General features: G+C 69.0%; 12 protein-coding genes and 2 pseudogenes. 9 read left to right on the top strand and 5 right to left on the bottom strand.

What is annotated here, in order from left to right; all coding sequences use genetic code 11:
• Window positions 1-104 precede the first annotated feature (104 nt).
• The gene (locus VMS22_08325; GenBank protein HXJ34034.1) at window positions 105-2930 is read right to left on the bottom strand and encodes an AMP-binding protein; all 2826 of its coding nucleotides are present in this window, start codon (window positions 2928-2930) and stop codon (window positions 105-107) included.
• Window positions 2931-3157: 227 nt separating this feature from the next.
• On the opposite strand from VMS22_08325, the gene VMS22_08320 reads away from it, so the two are divergent.
• The gene (locus VMS22_08320; protein HXJ34033.1) at window positions 3158-3823 is read left to right on the top strand and encodes a BON domain-containing protein; all 666 of its coding nucleotides are present in this window, start codon (window positions 3158-3160) and stop codon (window positions 3821-3823) included.
• Window positions 3824-3919: 96 nt separating this feature from the next.
• Here VMS22_08320 and VMS22_08315 read toward each other — a convergent pair whose 3' ends face one another.
• Complete coding sequence (locus tag VMS22_08315; GenBank protein ID HXJ34032.1) at window positions 3920-4138, bottom strand: erythromycin esterase family protein; 219 nt, start codon at window positions 4136-4138, stop codon at window positions 3920-3922.
• Window positions 4139-4249: 111 nt separating this feature from the next.
• A pseudogene (locus VMS22_08310) lies at window positions 4250-4924 on the bottom strand (erythromycin esterase family protein).
• Between the two features lie 64 nt (window positions 4925-4988).
• Between VMS22_08310 and VMS22_08305 the strand changes: the two are divergent.
• Window positions 4989-5569 (top strand): annotated as a pseudogene (locus VMS22_08305) (TCP-1/cpn60 chaperonin family protein).
• A gap of 779 nt (window positions 5570-6348) precedes the next feature.
• Here VMS22_08305 and VMS22_08300 read toward each other — a convergent pair.
• Together VMS22_08300 and VMS22_08295 are read right to left on the bottom strand one after the other, a co-directional pair.
• Complete coding sequence (locus VMS22_08300; GenBank protein ID HXJ34031.1) at window positions 6349-6897, bottom strand: hypothetical protein; 549 nt, start codon at window positions 6895-6897, stop codon at window positions 6349-6351.
• Between the two features lie 232 nt (window positions 6898-7129).
• The gene (locus VMS22_08295; GenBank protein ID HXJ34030.1) at window positions 7130-7477 is read right to left on the bottom strand and encodes a hypothetical protein; all 348 of its coding nucleotides are present in this window, start codon (window positions 7475-7477) and stop codon (window positions 7130-7132) included.
• A 92-nt stretch (window positions 7478-7569) separates the two neighbouring features.
• Between VMS22_08295 and VMS22_08290 the strand changes: the two genes are divergently transcribed.
• From VMS22_08290 to VMS22_08260, 7 genes are all read left to right on the top strand, one after another.
• Window positions 7570-8172, top strand: a complete 603-nt coding sequence (locus tag VMS22_08290; GenBank protein ID HXJ34029.1) for a hypothetical protein — start codon at window positions 7570-7572, stop codon at window positions 8170-8172.
• A gap of 188 nt (window positions 8173-8360) precedes the next feature.
• Window positions 8361-9287, top strand: coding sequence for a hypothetical protein (locus tag VMS22_08285; protein HXJ34028.1), 927 nt, complete (start codon window positions 8361-8363; stop codon window positions 9285-9287).
• Window positions 9288-9361: 74 nt separating this feature from the next.
• A complete protein-coding gene (locus VMS22_08280; GenBank protein ID HXJ34027.1) occupies window positions 9362-9667 on the top strand; it encodes a hypothetical protein in 306 nt (101 codons plus the stop codon).
• Between the two features lie 129 nt (window positions 9668-9796).
• On the top strand, window positions 9797-11098 hold the full coding sequence (locus VMS22_08275) for a hypothetical protein (protein HXJ34026.1): 1302 nt from the start codon (window positions 9797-9799) through the stop codon (window positions 11096-11098).
• Window positions 11095-12138, top strand: coding sequence for a hypothetical protein (locus VMS22_08270; protein HXJ34025.1), 1044 nt, complete (start codon window positions 11095-11097; stop codon window positions 12136-12138). Before VMS22_08275 ends, VMS22_08270 begins: the two co-directional genes overlap by 4 nt.
• A gap of 13 nt (window positions 12139-12151) precedes the next feature.
• Complete coding sequence (locus VMS22_08265) at window positions 12152-13180, top strand: hypothetical protein (protein ID HXJ34024.1); 1029 nt, start codon at window positions 12152-12154, stop codon at window positions 13178-13180.
• Window positions 13180-14829, top strand: coding sequence for a hypothetical protein (locus VMS22_08260; protein HXJ34023.1), 1650 nt, complete (start codon window positions 13180-13182; stop codon window positions 14827-14829). Before VMS22_08265 ends, VMS22_08260 begins: the two co-directional genes overlap by 1 nt.
• The last annotated feature ends 36 nt before the right edge of the window (window positions 14830-14865 follow it).

Below are 14865 nucleotides of genomic sequence, written 5' to 3'. Positions count from 1 at the left end.
CGCCCGTCATCGAGCGCCGCGACGAAATGGCTGCTTCGCCGCGATGCCGGGATCGTTCGCGAGCAGACGTTTCGCGTTCGTGAGAAAAGCCTGGTCGCTCTCCATCAGAGAGGGCCGGCGGCAGCCTCGATCATCCCACGGGTGAGGTCCCGCAACCTCACCATCTCCGGCCAACCTTGGCCTCGCGGCGCGATCGGGCCACCGACCGTGACCTGTAGATCATGCCGTCGGGGTAGCCATGCATCCGCGGGTAGCACCTCACGCGTCCCACGGATCGCAATCGGGACGACCGGCCGCTGGGCTTCGACCGCGGCTTTGAATCCGCCCAACCGGAATGGCAGCAGTCCGGGGGTTCGCCGGAAGGTGCCCTCGGGAAACACGAGCAGCGAGGCGCCTCCCCGCAGGATCCCACTCACCGCGTCGGCGTCTGCGACGCTCTCCGCGAGCGCGAAGCGCTCGACCGTGGGATAGCCGAGCTTCCGGATGACCGTTGCGATGATGGGTGTCTGCAGCAATTCCCGTTTGGCGACGAAGCCGAAGGCCAGCGTCGGCGGCAGCGCCGCGAGCAGTGCCACCGCATCGACGTAGCTCGAATGGTTCGCCACAAGCACCGCGGGACCGACACCCTCCAGCCGTTCCAATCCTTCGATCCGCAACCGGCATCCCGCCAGAGTGAGCAACGCACGGCAGTAGAGACGAACCACACGATCGGCGGATCGGCCGCGGGGCATCAGGAGGAGAACGATCCAGAGCACGGGGAGACCAGTCGCGAGCAGGAAAGCGATCCAAGCCCCATACGCCAGGCACGCGATCCCGTTCCCGGCGGTGCGGAGCCATACGAGCAGATCGACGAGTCCCAGGCGCGCCCACTGGCCGAGCGCCGATCGACGGCGCCCGAGGCTTCCGGACAGGTAGGCATCGCGTGTCGCGCCACGTCGGATCTTGCCGCTCGACGTCTTCAGCACCGATCGCGGCCGGGCTATCACGACGACGTCGGGCGGAACTCCGAGCGTTGCGACGACCCGCTCGAGAACGGCGGCCTCGAGCTGACGGTGGGCGCTCCGCTCCGCCCGTGTCTCGGCCACGACGACCAAGCGCTCTGTGCCCATCTCCGGATCGGCAGTGCCGAAGGCGGCGACGCACCCCTTGCGAATGCCGGGAATGTCACCGACCACTTCCTCCACCTCCTGTGGATAGAGGTTGCGACCGGCCTTGATGATCATGTCTTTCTGCCGACCCGTGACGAAGAGCTCGCCGTCGGCGACGTAGCCGAGGTCTCCCGAGTCCATCCAGCCGTCGTGCATGACGGCACGCGTGACCTCGGGACGTCGAAAGTAGCCGGCTGTGACGGAAGGACCTCGGAATTCGATCCGGCCCTCGATCCGCTCGGGAAGCGATCGCCCGGACGTGTCGACGACCCGCACCTCGTGATCCGCGAGGGGGCGTCCACAGGCCACGAAGCGCAGCGCGGTCGCGTCTTCGGCCGAGGCGGGCGACGCCTCGCGCGCTGCCTGGAAGCGCTCGCGCTGCACGCGATCGATACGAGGCCCGCGGCCCATCGGGGGCACGGTGAGCGCGACCGAGGACTCGGCGAGGCCGTAGACCGGGCACATGGCGTCGGGGCGGAAGCCGTAGTCGCCGAACCGGCGCCCGAAGCGCTCGATCGTGTCCGGGCTCACGGCCTCGGAGCCGTTGAAGGCCAGGCGCCACGCCGAGAGATCGAGCCCCTGGATCTCGGCGTCGTCGATACGGCGCACGCAGAGCTCGTAGGCGAAGTTCGGCGCCGGCGATACGGTGCCGCGATGCGCGTGCAAGGCCCAGAGCCAGCGCGCCGGCCGGGAGAGGAAGGCGAGTGGTGACAGGATCGCAACCGGCACGCCGAAGTAGAGCGCCGTGAGCCACGTCCCGATGAGGCCCATGTCGTGGTACAGGGGGAGCCAGCTCACGCCGACGTCGCTCGGACCGAGCTCGATCGCCCGACCGATGCCGGTGATGTTCGCGAGCAGGTTCGCGTGCGTGAGCAACACGCCCTTCGGCTCCCCCGTGCTGCCCGACGTGTACTGGATGAGTGCGGGATCGGAGGACGCGAGTCGGGCGGACGGCGAAGGCGGATTGTCGATCGCGAGCGCGTCAGCGGTGGCCACCTCCCGCAAGCTCGGCACACGCGGTCGAAGAAGACCCGCGACGCGTAGCGCGGCCGGGAAGGTGACGAGGAGACGCGCTTCGGCGTTTCGGAGGATGCCCGTCTGGCGGCGCGCATACTCTTCGATCTGGTCGGGACGGAACGGCGGATAGATCGGAACCGGAATACCACCGGCAAGGAGCACGCCGAAGAATGCCTCGAAGAAGGCGGCCTCCGTGCGAAGCATCAGCGCCACGCGCTCGCCGGTCTCCAGCCCGCGGTCGTGGAGACCGACGGCGATCGACGATGCCCGACGCCAGAGCCGCCCGTACGTGATCACCTGCTCCGTGCCGTCGTCTTCGCGCAAGTACACGTTCGGTTGCTCGGCGCGTTGCTCGGCGTGCCAGCGCAGCGCTTCGACCAGCGTGCGTGTGGTCGACGGCGCCGCCGCTCCGCCTGTCGCCGCACGGCAACGCTCCGGCACGTGCTCGGGAGCTGCCGTCGCACCGGATAGTATCGCAGTCACCAGGTCGCGCGCGCTCGACGCCTCCGCCATGACGGTATCGGGAAGACGCGCGCCCATCGCATGCTCCAAGCGGACGAGCAGCTCGACGCGTTCGAGGCTTCCGAGTCCCAGGTCGCGCTCGAAGGAATCGTCGAGCGTGACGCGCCCCTGCGCGCGCGTGCCGCCGAGCTCGCGCACCAGGCCGGAGACGATCTCGAGCACTTCGCGCTCGACGTGGGGTAGGTCGCTTTGCGCGGCGTCGACCGTCTTCGCCGAAGCCATGACGTTACCGGAAGGCGCCATCAGCCTTCGGAAAGCATGTCTCATGCCGCACGCCAGCACGACGATCGTCGCATATTGACCGATCCGACCTGTGGGGGCTCGGATCGTCCTTCGCGCCATCGGGAAGGGCCATTCAACCCCTTCGCAAGGCCGGGAACGGTCGTGCATTTTACTGCGCATCCGTCCGACCGTTCGAAGTGGCATGAAATGCGCACCTGGTGGGTGCAACCGAACGGGAGGTGAGCGAAATGCAGCTCGACAAGCGTGACGTCACGACCAAGGCTGCGGTGCTTCGTGAGCTTCGCTACGATACCGGCGTCAACGAGACGGAGATCGGCGTCTCGGTCGCCGATGGCGTTGTTACGCTCACTGGCCGCGTGGACAACGAGGCGCAGAGGGCGGCAGCGCAGGAAGCCGCGCACCGCGCCGACGGCGTACTCGACGTCGCCAACGAGATCATGGTGAAGATCCCGTTCGCGCTCGGTCGTACCGATGCCGATCTCGCGTTGGCGGTGAGGGAGTCGCTTGAACGAGAGCCGGACGTTCCGGCGGAGCAAATCCATTCGACTGTCTACGATGCCGTTGTGACACTCACCGGCATGGTCGATACTCGTCACGCCATGGAAGTCGCCGAGCGTGCAGCGCATCGAGTCGCTTGCGTGCGCCGGGTGGCCAACAAGCTAGTCGTGCGCAGAGGAACGATCGACCTGGCCGCCCTCCGCCGATCGATCGAAGGCGCGCTCGAGCGGCGCGCCCAGCGCGAGGCCGGACACATCGAGCTCAGCGCGGAGGACGGAGTGGTGACGCTGGAAGGTCGCGTCAACTCGTTCTCGGACAAGTCGGTCGTCCTGGACCTCGTTCGCCATGCGCCTGCGGTTCGGAGCATCGAGGACCGTCTGCGTATCGAGCCCTGACGACGCAGGTCCGCCGCGATCATTCAGCCTGGGAGCATAGCACCGACATCGCGGCGTCGTTCGCGTCGCCTGAGTTACCTCTCGGCCGCGCTTCGATCACGGCCGCCCGTACGGCGCGAAGGGGTGGGTGCGCGGAAGGATGCGCGCCTCGGCGTCACTGACGGGGCGTACCGCGCGCGTCTCGTCGAACCAGATCCATTCGTCGAACCGGTGGGGAAGCGCGGCGTGAAAGTAATGGCTCTGCATCTCCGTATCGGGGTGATAGACGACGCCGATCGCGCGCTCGAGCCGCGGCGAGACGAGCTCGTCCCGGATCTCGCGGCGTCGGGGATTCCGGAGTCGCCGAACCGCTGCCGGCAGAGATGCCCGACGTTCAGCTCGCCCCGGACGCCCATCTCGGTCGCCGCCGCATCGCCGAGGTGCGAGTTGTGCTCCCAGAGGACGGCCTTGGAGTTCGGGCCGTGAAAGCGGAGCAGGGCCTCGAGCGTCTCGAACATGTGTTGATCGCGGAGGTTCCAGGATGCGCTCCCGCCGTAGTACATCACGCGATAGTAGGCTTCGGCATTCGCGACGACGCGCGCGTTGCCAGCCGCGTCGAGGAAATGCTCGCCGTCGCGTGCCGCGTAGTCGACCTCGCGGGCCAGCACGTCGCGCAGCATCGCCACCACCTCGCGCTCATGGGCGCGATACGAGCCGGTCACGACCGCGCGCCCGTAGGTCGCGGGATCTCCTTCCCACGTCATGAGGCCGCCGTAGCGCTCGCGCGCCGTCCGGGCGGCAGCGGGATCGACACGGTCGAGATACTCGAGAACAAGACGAATCGAACGGTAGAGGCTGTAGAGGTCGAGGCCGTAGAACCCGGTATGGGCACGGATCGTCGACGCGTTCCATTCGCGCAGCCACTCGACGAAGGAGGACCTCGTTGTTGCGCCACATCCACTGCGGAAAGCGCGCGGAGGCCCGCCGGTCGGGCGGCGTGCCGGCGAGCCCCTTGGCGTAGCGATGGATGCGCGCGGCATCCGGCCAGTCCGCCTCGCCGGTGCTCGTCACCACCGACGCGCTGTATCGGCGCAATCGCGTCACGTGATCGAGCGCGTGCATCCGCGGGGTCGCCGTCGCCACCGCTGCCGTCAAGGGCATCTCGCGACCGCTCGCCGGGCATCGCGAGCGCGAGCAGGTCGCGACGATCTCGGCCCACAACGATGCGCGGATGGGCGCGATCGTCGCGGAGCCGTCGACAAGGTCGGCAGCGAGGGCGTCATCACCGTCGAGGAGGCGAAGGCGACCGAGACGGCGCTGGAGGTGGTGCAGGGGATGCAGTTCGACCGCGGCTATCTCTCGCCGTACTTCATCACGGACGCGGAGCGCATGGAGTGCGTGCTCGAGGAGCCGTACGTCCTGCTGCACGAGAAGAAGATCGCGATGATGCGGGATCTGCTGCCGCTGCTCGAGCAGATCGTGAAGTCTGGGCGCCCGCTCCTCATCGTCGCCGAGGAGGTCGAGGGCGAAGCGCTCGCCACGCTCGTGGTGAACAAGCTCCGCGGCACGCTCACGGCCGTCGCGGTCAAGTCGCCCGGCTTCGGCGACCGGCGGAAGGCGATGCTCGAGGACATGGCGATCCTCACCGGGGGCCGGGTGCTCGCAGAAGAGCTGGGGCAGAAGCTCGAGCACGTGACGCTCGCCGACCTGGGTCGTGCCGATCGCATCGTGATCACGAAGGAGAACACGACCATTATCGGGCGTGGCGATAGAAGAACGGTACGCATGCACATTCAGGGTCTCAGCATGAAGGAGCGAGCCGTGAAGATGGGGCGGCTCTACAAGTACATCACGTCAGAAACCTGCGCGCAGCGCTTCCAGGAGGCGAAGCGGATCGCGGAGGACCTGGGCGATCTCGATGTGCAGGAAACGAAGGATCACCAGAAGGTCTGGCAGCGTCGTGGCCGACTCACGACGCGCTTGAAGGGGGTGCTCCGCGACCTCGATACCGAGATCGCCGCCATCGTCGAGGGGCCGGACGATGACGCCGCGGAGTCCGCATGAGTGAACGATGAGCGAGGCCAGGAACTGGCACGAGCGGCGGCTCGGCCGGACGACCCTCAAGACGTACCGCGCGACCGTCGATCTCGACGACGTCGAGCCGAATCCGAACCAACCGCGGCTCGGCCCGAAGGAGCAGTGCGCCAGACAGGGGCATCATCCGCCTTGGCACACGCGAGCGCGGCGTCGACCAGCTCCGGCCGTACGCCACCCCTTGCCGGCGAGGCCGTCTCCGCCCAGCTCGTCGGCGCGGTTGCCGCCACCAGCGCCATGGCGCCTGCGGCCTGCAGCACTCGGCGTCGGTCCTGGTCCATGGTCGTCACTTCCCCGCTGTGATTCGTCGCGTGTTCCACGTGGCTGCATAGGGATCACGTCTGCACCCCCGGGGTGGGATCCGTCGGCTCGGCCCCGTCCGTGGACCATCCGGCGCGGTGGAGCGCGGCGTGCATGCCGAGGCGGCGAGCCCTTGTGGAGGGATTTCGGAATCACGAGTCGTCGGACGAGCTCGACCAAGCGTCGCTCGACGGGCCGAAGACCCCCTCCAGGAAGCCCGGCAGCGGCGCGCCGCCCGCGGCGCCGACCGCCGGGATCTCGACCATCCGATCGTCCGCGCGGCCATCGAGGTCGGTGTCGATCGTCCATGCCGAGTTCCCTGGATGGCCGTTCGGTACGAAGAGCTGCGGATGGTCGAACGGCGCGCGTTGCGACGGCACGCGCTCGTCGGTGAGCGATTCGAGGAACGCGACGATCGCATCGATCTCGTCGGGCGCGAGTGACGGCACCCCGAGCGGCTCGATCGGTGTTCCGTCGAGCCCCTGGATGGGCGCCACGTTGCCGCCGCGGCCGTACAGCTCGACGACCTCCCGCAGTGTCCGGACGTCGCCCCCGGAGCACGCCGGACGCACGACGCTTCCGGGCTGGGCCGCCGACGTGCTCCGGCCTGCTGCGGTACCGGCGTCCGTGGTCCGACCGGTCGACGTCACGTTGCCGAACGGGCTGCGCGTGCTGATCCAGCCGGAGACCGTGAGCCGCACGGTCAGCGTCTACGGCCACGTTCGCAACGCACCCGGCCTCTCGAGACGCCGGCGGCCAGGAAGGGGTGGACGAGGTCCTCGAGCGCGTGGAGGACGGCCTGCCCCTGGACGAGCCCGTGCGCGCCGCCGAGACGTACCTCGAGCTCGACGCGAACACGATGTGCAGTCCGCGTTTCGCCGCTGGGTTTGGACGGATCGTCTCGCCGAGATCGTCTGCGGGCCGCAACCGTAGTCAGAGCACGTTCACGGCGCCGTGGTCGTCGCAGTGCCCGCCATGAGGATGATGCAGATGTCCCGCCACGACGTAGTCCGTATGCTCGGCATGCGGGATGGCGTCATGGCCACACCCGGCGCCGTGGGCATGGGACGCGTCGTGTCCTCCGCATGCGTGCTTGGGCGTGCACGCCGCCGGGTTCGTCGCCCCGACCGCGACCGCACACTCATCGACGTGATCGCCGTGTACGCGATGCAGATGTCCGTCGTGGAGGTAGTCGGTGTGGTCGCCGTGGCGGATCTCCGTGTGTCCGCAACCGGCCCGGTGCGGATGGTCGTGTCCGTCGTGGGTGTGGTGCTGCTCCATGGCTTCCCTCCCGTGATGTTGGCGCGATCACGCGATCATAGGACATACGGTGACTCAAGGAAGTCCCTCATACGGGAAAAGGAGCAGTCGTCATGGTGCCGACCAGAGATCGGTCGCTCGCATTGATTCCGCTGCTGGGCGCGCTTGCCGGGACGTTCGCCTGCGCGCCGCGCCTTGCGCCGCCGCCGAGCAGCGTCCGCCGTATCGCCGTCTTGCCGCCATGTGATGCTTCGGGCGCGCCGCTCGCGCAGGGCGCGCTGGTCACGAGCTATGGCGCGCCCGTGGAGGGCCTCGGCGCCATCCTTGCCGCCGCGGCTCGCGAGGAGCTCGCGCAGGATGGGCTCCAGGTGGTCGATCCCGGCGTCCTGGAGGCATCCACCGGGGGACGCGTACCCGCGAGCCCGGAGGCGGCGGCGGAGATCGTCGCTGCCGCCAAGCTCGACGCGACCGCGCTTTTCATTCGAGTCCGCCGCTGGGAGTTCGCATATCCCACGCTGCGCACGAACGAGATCATCGCCTCCCTCGACGCGATGCTGGTCGATCCCACGACCGGGAAGACCGTTTGGGAGGTGCGGCGCCCCACCAAGCCCGTGCCGCTCCGCAGCGAGCTCATCGGCAGCCAGGCCGACGTGGTCGCCGCCCGGGAGGTGATGCGGGAGCTCTTCGCCTCGATCGGGCGGCGGGCCTCGGGCTGAGCTCGCGATTGGTCTGCTATCCTCGCCTCATGCGACCGGCGACCATCCTGTGGCTGTGCATCGCTCTCATCCTCGCCGCGTGCTCGCGTTCATTCGCGCGCGCACGCGTTCCCGCGCCTCGAGCCACGAGCGAGCGAACGGAGGGTTTTGGCAGCGGGACCAAGGGTGGCGCGGGCGGACGTCGGATCGTGGTCGACGCACCGACGGAGAACGCGCTCCGTCGCGCGCTCGTCGACGCGAATCAGACCGGGCACGTCACGATCCGGTTCGCCGTGTCCGCGCCGATCGCGATCGTCCGACCGCTCCCGTATCTGACGGCGCCCTTCGTCACCGTCGAGGGAAACGGCGGGACGCTGGACGGCAGCAATCTCGCCAAGGACGTCGCGTTGCTCGACATCCGCACGCACGACGTGGTCGTACGCGACCTGCGTCTTCGCAACGGCTACGACAACCTGCGCATCCAGGGATCCGAAGCGGCCAACGTCCTCGTGAGCCACGTCTCTTCGACCGGCGCGGCCGACGACGGCATCTCGATCGGCTATGGCGCGCACGACGTCACGGTCGCGTGGAGCTTCCTCGCGGGCAACACGCGTTCGCTCTTTTGCAAGTATGGCGAGACCACGCACGTGTCGGTGCACCATTCGTGGCTGCAGAAGGGATGGATCCGCAGCCCGCTGTTCTTCGGCCCCATGGTCGCCGATCTGCGCAACGTGATCGTCGAGGACTGGGGCGAGTGGGGGAGCCGCTTTTCGGACGGGGCATCGGGCAACGTGGTCGACTCGCTCTTCGTCCTCTCCCCGTACGCACGCAAGGCGGGGGGAAAATCCGACTCGGGCTTGCGGCTCGTCGACAGCGGCCCCGTGTACCTCAGCGGCAATGCCTTCCGTGGCACGACCATGCCCGCCCTGACCGGCACGGCGAGCGCGCCCGTGCCGACAGCCCCCGTGCACACGCAGGCAGTGGCCGTCATGGAACCCGCAGTCCGCAGCCGTGCCGGGTGCCTGCCGCGCGACCGTCTCGATCGAGCCTACATCGACCTTCGGGACGGGTGGCACGTCGGGCGCGCGGCGCCGCTGCGGCCATCGGCAACCGTCACGAAGCCCAAGCGCATCTGACCGCTGGCATGCGAACATGCGGTCTCAATTTGACTGGAACGCGAACCTCGACTAGTGACACCCGGGGTTTCTTGATGTCGAGCGGTCGTCAACGCGCAAGTCGTCTCCTCACTGCGGCAGTAGTCGCGCTCCTGACGATCGCTCCGCTCGTCACCGACACGCATGAGTACAAGCACGTCGCCGACCACTCGAAGAGCTGCGCCACCTGCGTCGCGGCGTATCATTGCTCGGGCACAGTGGCTCTCGCGGTGGTCGCACCGATGGTCGTGCCGCTCGTGCAGGCGATCGAGTGCGTCGCCGCTCGCGACGTCCTCGCCGCCCCTGCCTCCGTCCGCTCCGGACGCGCCCCGCCCCTCCTCTCCACAGCGCTCGTCGCCTGATCCCGCCGGCCGCCTCCAGTAGGCGCGTCGTCCCGCGGGAATCCTCGGCGCGCGAGCGCCCGCCACCCTGGTCTTCCTACCATTGGTGCGCCTGCAGACCGCTCCGCGGTCGGCAGGTCGGAGATTGCGATGAGGCGTTTCGTGGCAGTCGTCTGGCTCACGCTGGGCTGCGCAGTGCGCGTGGTCCAGGCAGATCTTCTTGTTGGCTCGTCCGCCGAAGACGGCGGTGCGCTCGTCGTGCGCATGGGGCGTCACACGACGGCGCGCGTCAGCTTCAGCGATACGCTGGGCAACTTCGATCTCTATACGGCGACCGAGCCGGGGTTCGAGGGGCTTGTTCGTCCGTTCGGGGCGTATCCACTCCGCGCAGGAACGCCGGTGTGGATCGAGGCGCTCGACCTCGACGGCGGCCACGTGTCGCTGAAGGTTCGCCACGTGCTGCTGACCGTCCCGGGCGCACGTGCATTGCTCGGTCGTCATCGCGGTCGGCATGCCCTGCATCGCGATCCGGAATACCTGCTGCTCGTCGATCGCACGCAGAGCGCCTTCAGCGAGGGCCGGTTCTCGTTCCGTCTGCATGCCCCGGGATACCTGCCGTCGCCCGCCTACACGCTCCGGCTGAGCAACGGGTACCTCCCGCCGGCCGACCTGTCGCCGCTCAGATTCGACGCGGCGGCGCTCGATTGTTATCGTACCCTCGCACGCGAGACTCCGCGCTTCCTCGCGGCAGTGTGGCAGGCGGCCGCGGACGGCGCCGTTCCCGACGATCCGGCCATTACGAACGCCCGCGATGCGACCACGGCGACGCTGCTGGCCGTGTGCGGTGCGGCCGGGTCGAACGACTACGACGAGCGGCGGCTGCGCTCCTATCTCGATTTGATCGTGCAGCGTACGGCCGCGCTCGTGGGCGACGCCATCACACCGCGGCAGTCGAGCTGCGGCTCCGCGATGGCCGAACAGGGTTCGGAATACGGGGTCATGCGCACGCGACGTCTCACTGCGTGTCTGTTGGCGGTGCAGCGGCTCCACGCCACGGAAGCGACCGCGGCGCTGCCGATCCCGACCACCGATCCCATGCAACGGGCTCGCCTGCTCGCGCAGGCGGCGCGACGCCAGCGAGTCGCCAGCATCCGCGCCGATGCTCGCTGCGCAGGGGAAAGCCAACGACCCGACACGCAGACGATGCTCGGCATCATCGAGGGTCGCCGCCGCCGTGCCGCGCGCGCCATCCGCCTCGGATGCAACGAGGACACGCTCGGCACCGCGGGGCGTCGTCGGTTCCTCAATGACGTCGGCTGCATGGCCGACGAGATCGTCTCGGCCGGATTCGCCACCGCCCGGAACGATCTCGCAGAGCGACGGGCGCGGTGGTCGCAGGGCGGGAGACCACTCTCCACCTATTTCGGCTGTCTCGTGGGAGGTGCGGAATGAATCGATTGATCGCGTTCATCGGCGTGGCGCTTCTCGCTCGTGCCGCCGCCGCGCAACCGATCGACGTCGACATGTTCATCGGCTCGAGCGCGCAAGGGTCGGGCGCGCTTCGGATGGCGTACGACTTCTGCCGCCCCGTGGTGGTGACCGAGAGCCTGACGGTCGACGGGCTCACGCGGTGGACGTCGACCCAGCCCGGCTTCAATGCGCTCGCCGTGAGTCGGCCGGGCTCGATCTACGTCTTGCGCGATACGACGCCGATCGAAGTGGTGCTGCGCGCCGTCGATCCCGGCGTCACGCTGAAGGTCGGCTCCACGGTGCTCGACGCTCCCGGCAGCATGGCCCTCATCGGCAACGTTCCGGACGTTCATCTGCACCCGGAGTGGCGCCTGCTGCTGCCCGAGGGCCAGGGCGGCGAGTTCCACCTCCAGCTCTCGTTGCACACCGGCGCCACCGCCTACGACGACTCGCCGATCTACCGCTTCACGATCACCACCGTCGCCGGCAGCGACGGATGCGGGGACGGCGAGACCACGACCACGACGCTGCCGCCTGCGACCAATGACCGTCTCGTGGCCGGCACGACGCTGCTGCTCCGCGCGTCGCCGAGCAATGCGGCGAAGAAGGCCATGACGCTCACGTTCGGCGACGCCTTCGATCCGGCGTCCACGGATCCGACGGTCACCGGCGGACAGCTCCGCATCCTCTCGAACGCCGCCAACAGCTTCGAGGGCCGTCACGAGCTGCCCGCATCGCGCTGGAAGCCACTGCGCAAGCATGGGACGCTGCGTGGTTACCGCTACAAGGACCGCCGCGGCGCCATTCGCTCCATCGTCTGGACGTTCGGCGGACTCGTGCGCGTCCAGGGGCGCGGCGCGGGGCTGAAGCATTCGCTCGCCGGCGATCCGGAACCCGTGGACGTCGCGCTCGCGCTGGGCGCGGAGCGCGCGTGTCTCCATTTCGGCGGCACCGTTTCGTACTCGCCCGGCAAATCGTTCCGCGCCGACAACGCCGCGCCGCCCGCGGCATGCGCACCGTGAGGAGGATACCCGTATGCGCCGCCTGCTCGTGATCGTGGGAATGCTCGTGGCTTCGCTCGGCGTCAGGGTCGGCCCCGCCGCCGCGCATCACGTCACCGATTTTCTGATGAGCACGCCGCCCGGCGGCGGCAACGAGCTCATCATCGCGTACGAGTTCGACACGACCGTCGCCCCGCTCGCGTTCAGCTTCGGCATCGGGACGACCAGCGTCTACAGCGGCACCAACCCGGGCTTCGACGCCGCGGACGGCGACGAGTTCCTGGACGGCGTCCAGTACCACGTCTTTCCGCCGGGCGTGGAGATCAGCGTCGAGCTGGTCGACAACGACGGCGGCCGCACGGCCATGAAGCTGAACGGCGTGACCCTGTCGAAGCCGGGCGACACGGTGGTGCTGGGCACGGCGGGCGGCCAGCCGCCCGGAGATCTCCATCACCATCCGGAGTGGCTGCTCTTCGTCGACGGTCCGCCTGGCACGTTCGCCGACGGCGAGATCGCCTTCCGCCTGACGTCGACATTGCCCGACTACACGGCGTCGCGCACGTACACGCTGAAGCTCACCAACGGACACCTCCCGCCGGTGGACTTCGCCGCCGATACGTTCGATCGCGCGAGCGCCGATTGTCAGCGGGCGGTCGGCAAGGCGGTCGATCCCTACATCCACGCCACGTATGGCGCGCTCCGGCGGTGCCTCGACCGCCTCGTGACGGTGCGCGCACAGCTGGTCGCGTCGCGGAACGTCGACGCCGCGAGCGCGGCCGCGGGTCGCGTGTGCGTGCCGATGGTGGAGAAGCTCGCCCGCCTCCGCACGCGCGCCGCGGCCGCCATCGAGAAGGCCTGCGGCGCGAAGGGATCGAAGGACTTCACCGCCGACGAGATCTCGCAACACCTCACGCTGGCCCAATGCCGCGCGCAGGAGACCGCGTCGGCGTCGTACTTCCGCGCCCAGACGTACCTGAAGGCGCTCAGCGCCAAGGGCACGTCCCTGCGCGACCTGTTTCCTTGCGTGTTTCGCACCTCGGGCGAGGAAGAAGGGCGCAGCTGATGCGCGCGCTCCTCGTCGTGCTGGGACTCGCCATGTGCGGCCGCGCCCTCGCCGACCCGGTGTTCGGCAACCCGCCCGAGGTCCTGCTCGGCAACCGCCTCTTCGACGAGACGCGCTTCGCCCAGTTCTTCGCCGCGCATGCGACCGGTGTGAACGACACCCTCGCGGCGGGCGATCCCGTCATGGACGCGACCGTCACGACGACGGTGGCACTGCCCGGACCCTTCGTCGGACAGTCGATGAACTGCCGCGCCTGCCATCTCGACGTCGAGCAGAAAGGCCGGGAGGGCGGCGGCGGGCGCGCCTACGCGGACTTCGCCCGCCGTAGCCCGATCCCCGATCGCGGCGACGGCCAAACGCTCACGGTGCGCAACTCGCAGGCGCTGCTCGACGCCAACCTCGCACGCCCCGGCCCCTTCTTCCTGCACTTCGACGGCGAGTTCCCGTCCGCGCAGGCGCTGGTGCGGGCGACGCTCACCGGGCGCAATTTCGGCTGGCTGCCAACCGAGCGTGCCGCTGCCGTCGCCCACATCGCCCGCGTGATCCGCGAGGACGACGGCCGCGGTGCCCTGGCGCAGAGCTTCGGCGGTGCGACGTACGCCGGCGCCTTTCGCGGCACCGATCCGCTCTTTCCGACCAACCGTCCGGTGCCGACGAGCATGACGCTCGACGTCGCCCATGCCAGCGACGAGGAGATCGTCGACGCCATCGCCGCGTTCATGGCCGCATACATGACGTCGCTGGTGGCGGCACGCGATGCGGACGGGGCCTTCACGGCGTCGCCGTACGACGTGTTCCTGGCCAAGAACGGTCTCCCGCGTGCGCCGCGGGCGCGCGAGTCGGACATGGCGTACGCGCGCCGGCTCGGACGCCTCGTCGATCGGCTTGCGGCGCCCGCGTTCGTCACCGAGGCCGACGGCCATTTCGCGTTGCACCCGCTCCCATTCGTGTTCGGTGCCGAGGAGCTGGCCGGGCTGCGCCTGTTCCTACGCCGAGGGCATGGCAGGGCCGCCCAGCCGGGCACCGGCAATTGCGTCGCCTGTCACCCGCCGCCGGTCTTCACGGACTTCGCGTTCCACGCCACTGGTGCCGCGCAGGACGAATACGATGCCATCCACGGGGACGGCGCGTTCGCCGCCCTTCACATTCCGGACCTCGCCGAACGCAACGCCGATCCCGCCGCCTATCTCCCGCCGAGCGCCTCGTATCCCGACGCCGCCGGCCCGTTTCGTGCGGTGCCGTCGGCCGCGCAGCCGGGACGCACGGACCTGGGCCTCTGGAACACCTTCGCCAATCCCGACGTGCCCGACGCTTCGCAACAGGCGGCGATGGCGCAGATGATCTGCAAGGCCAATGCCATCGCGCCGTGTCGGCGCGGCCGGCGGCAGGCGGCGCGCCTTCTCGCCGGCGCCGTGGCGTTGTTCAAGACGCCGTCGTTGCGCGATCTCGGCCACTCGGCGCCCTATCTGCACACCGGGGCGCAAGACACGCTGGACGACGTCGTCGCCTTCTATCGCCGCATGGGCGATCTCGCGCGCGCGAAGCGCGTGCGCAACGGCGCGAAGGCCCTCGCCGGTGTCGCCCTCCGTGCCGAAGACGTCGCGCCGCTGGCGGCCTTCCTGCGCTCGCTCAACGAGGACTTCGAGTAGCCGATGCGTCGCGTGTGCCACGTCCTCGCCGTCCTC

The sequence above is a fragment of the Candidatus Eisenbacteria bacterium genome (genome assembly GCA_035577985.1).
GTDB lineage: Bacteria > Desulfobacterota > Binatia > DP-6 > DP-6 > DATJZY01.
This window is presented reverse-complemented; position numbering and strand designations above follow the sequence as displayed.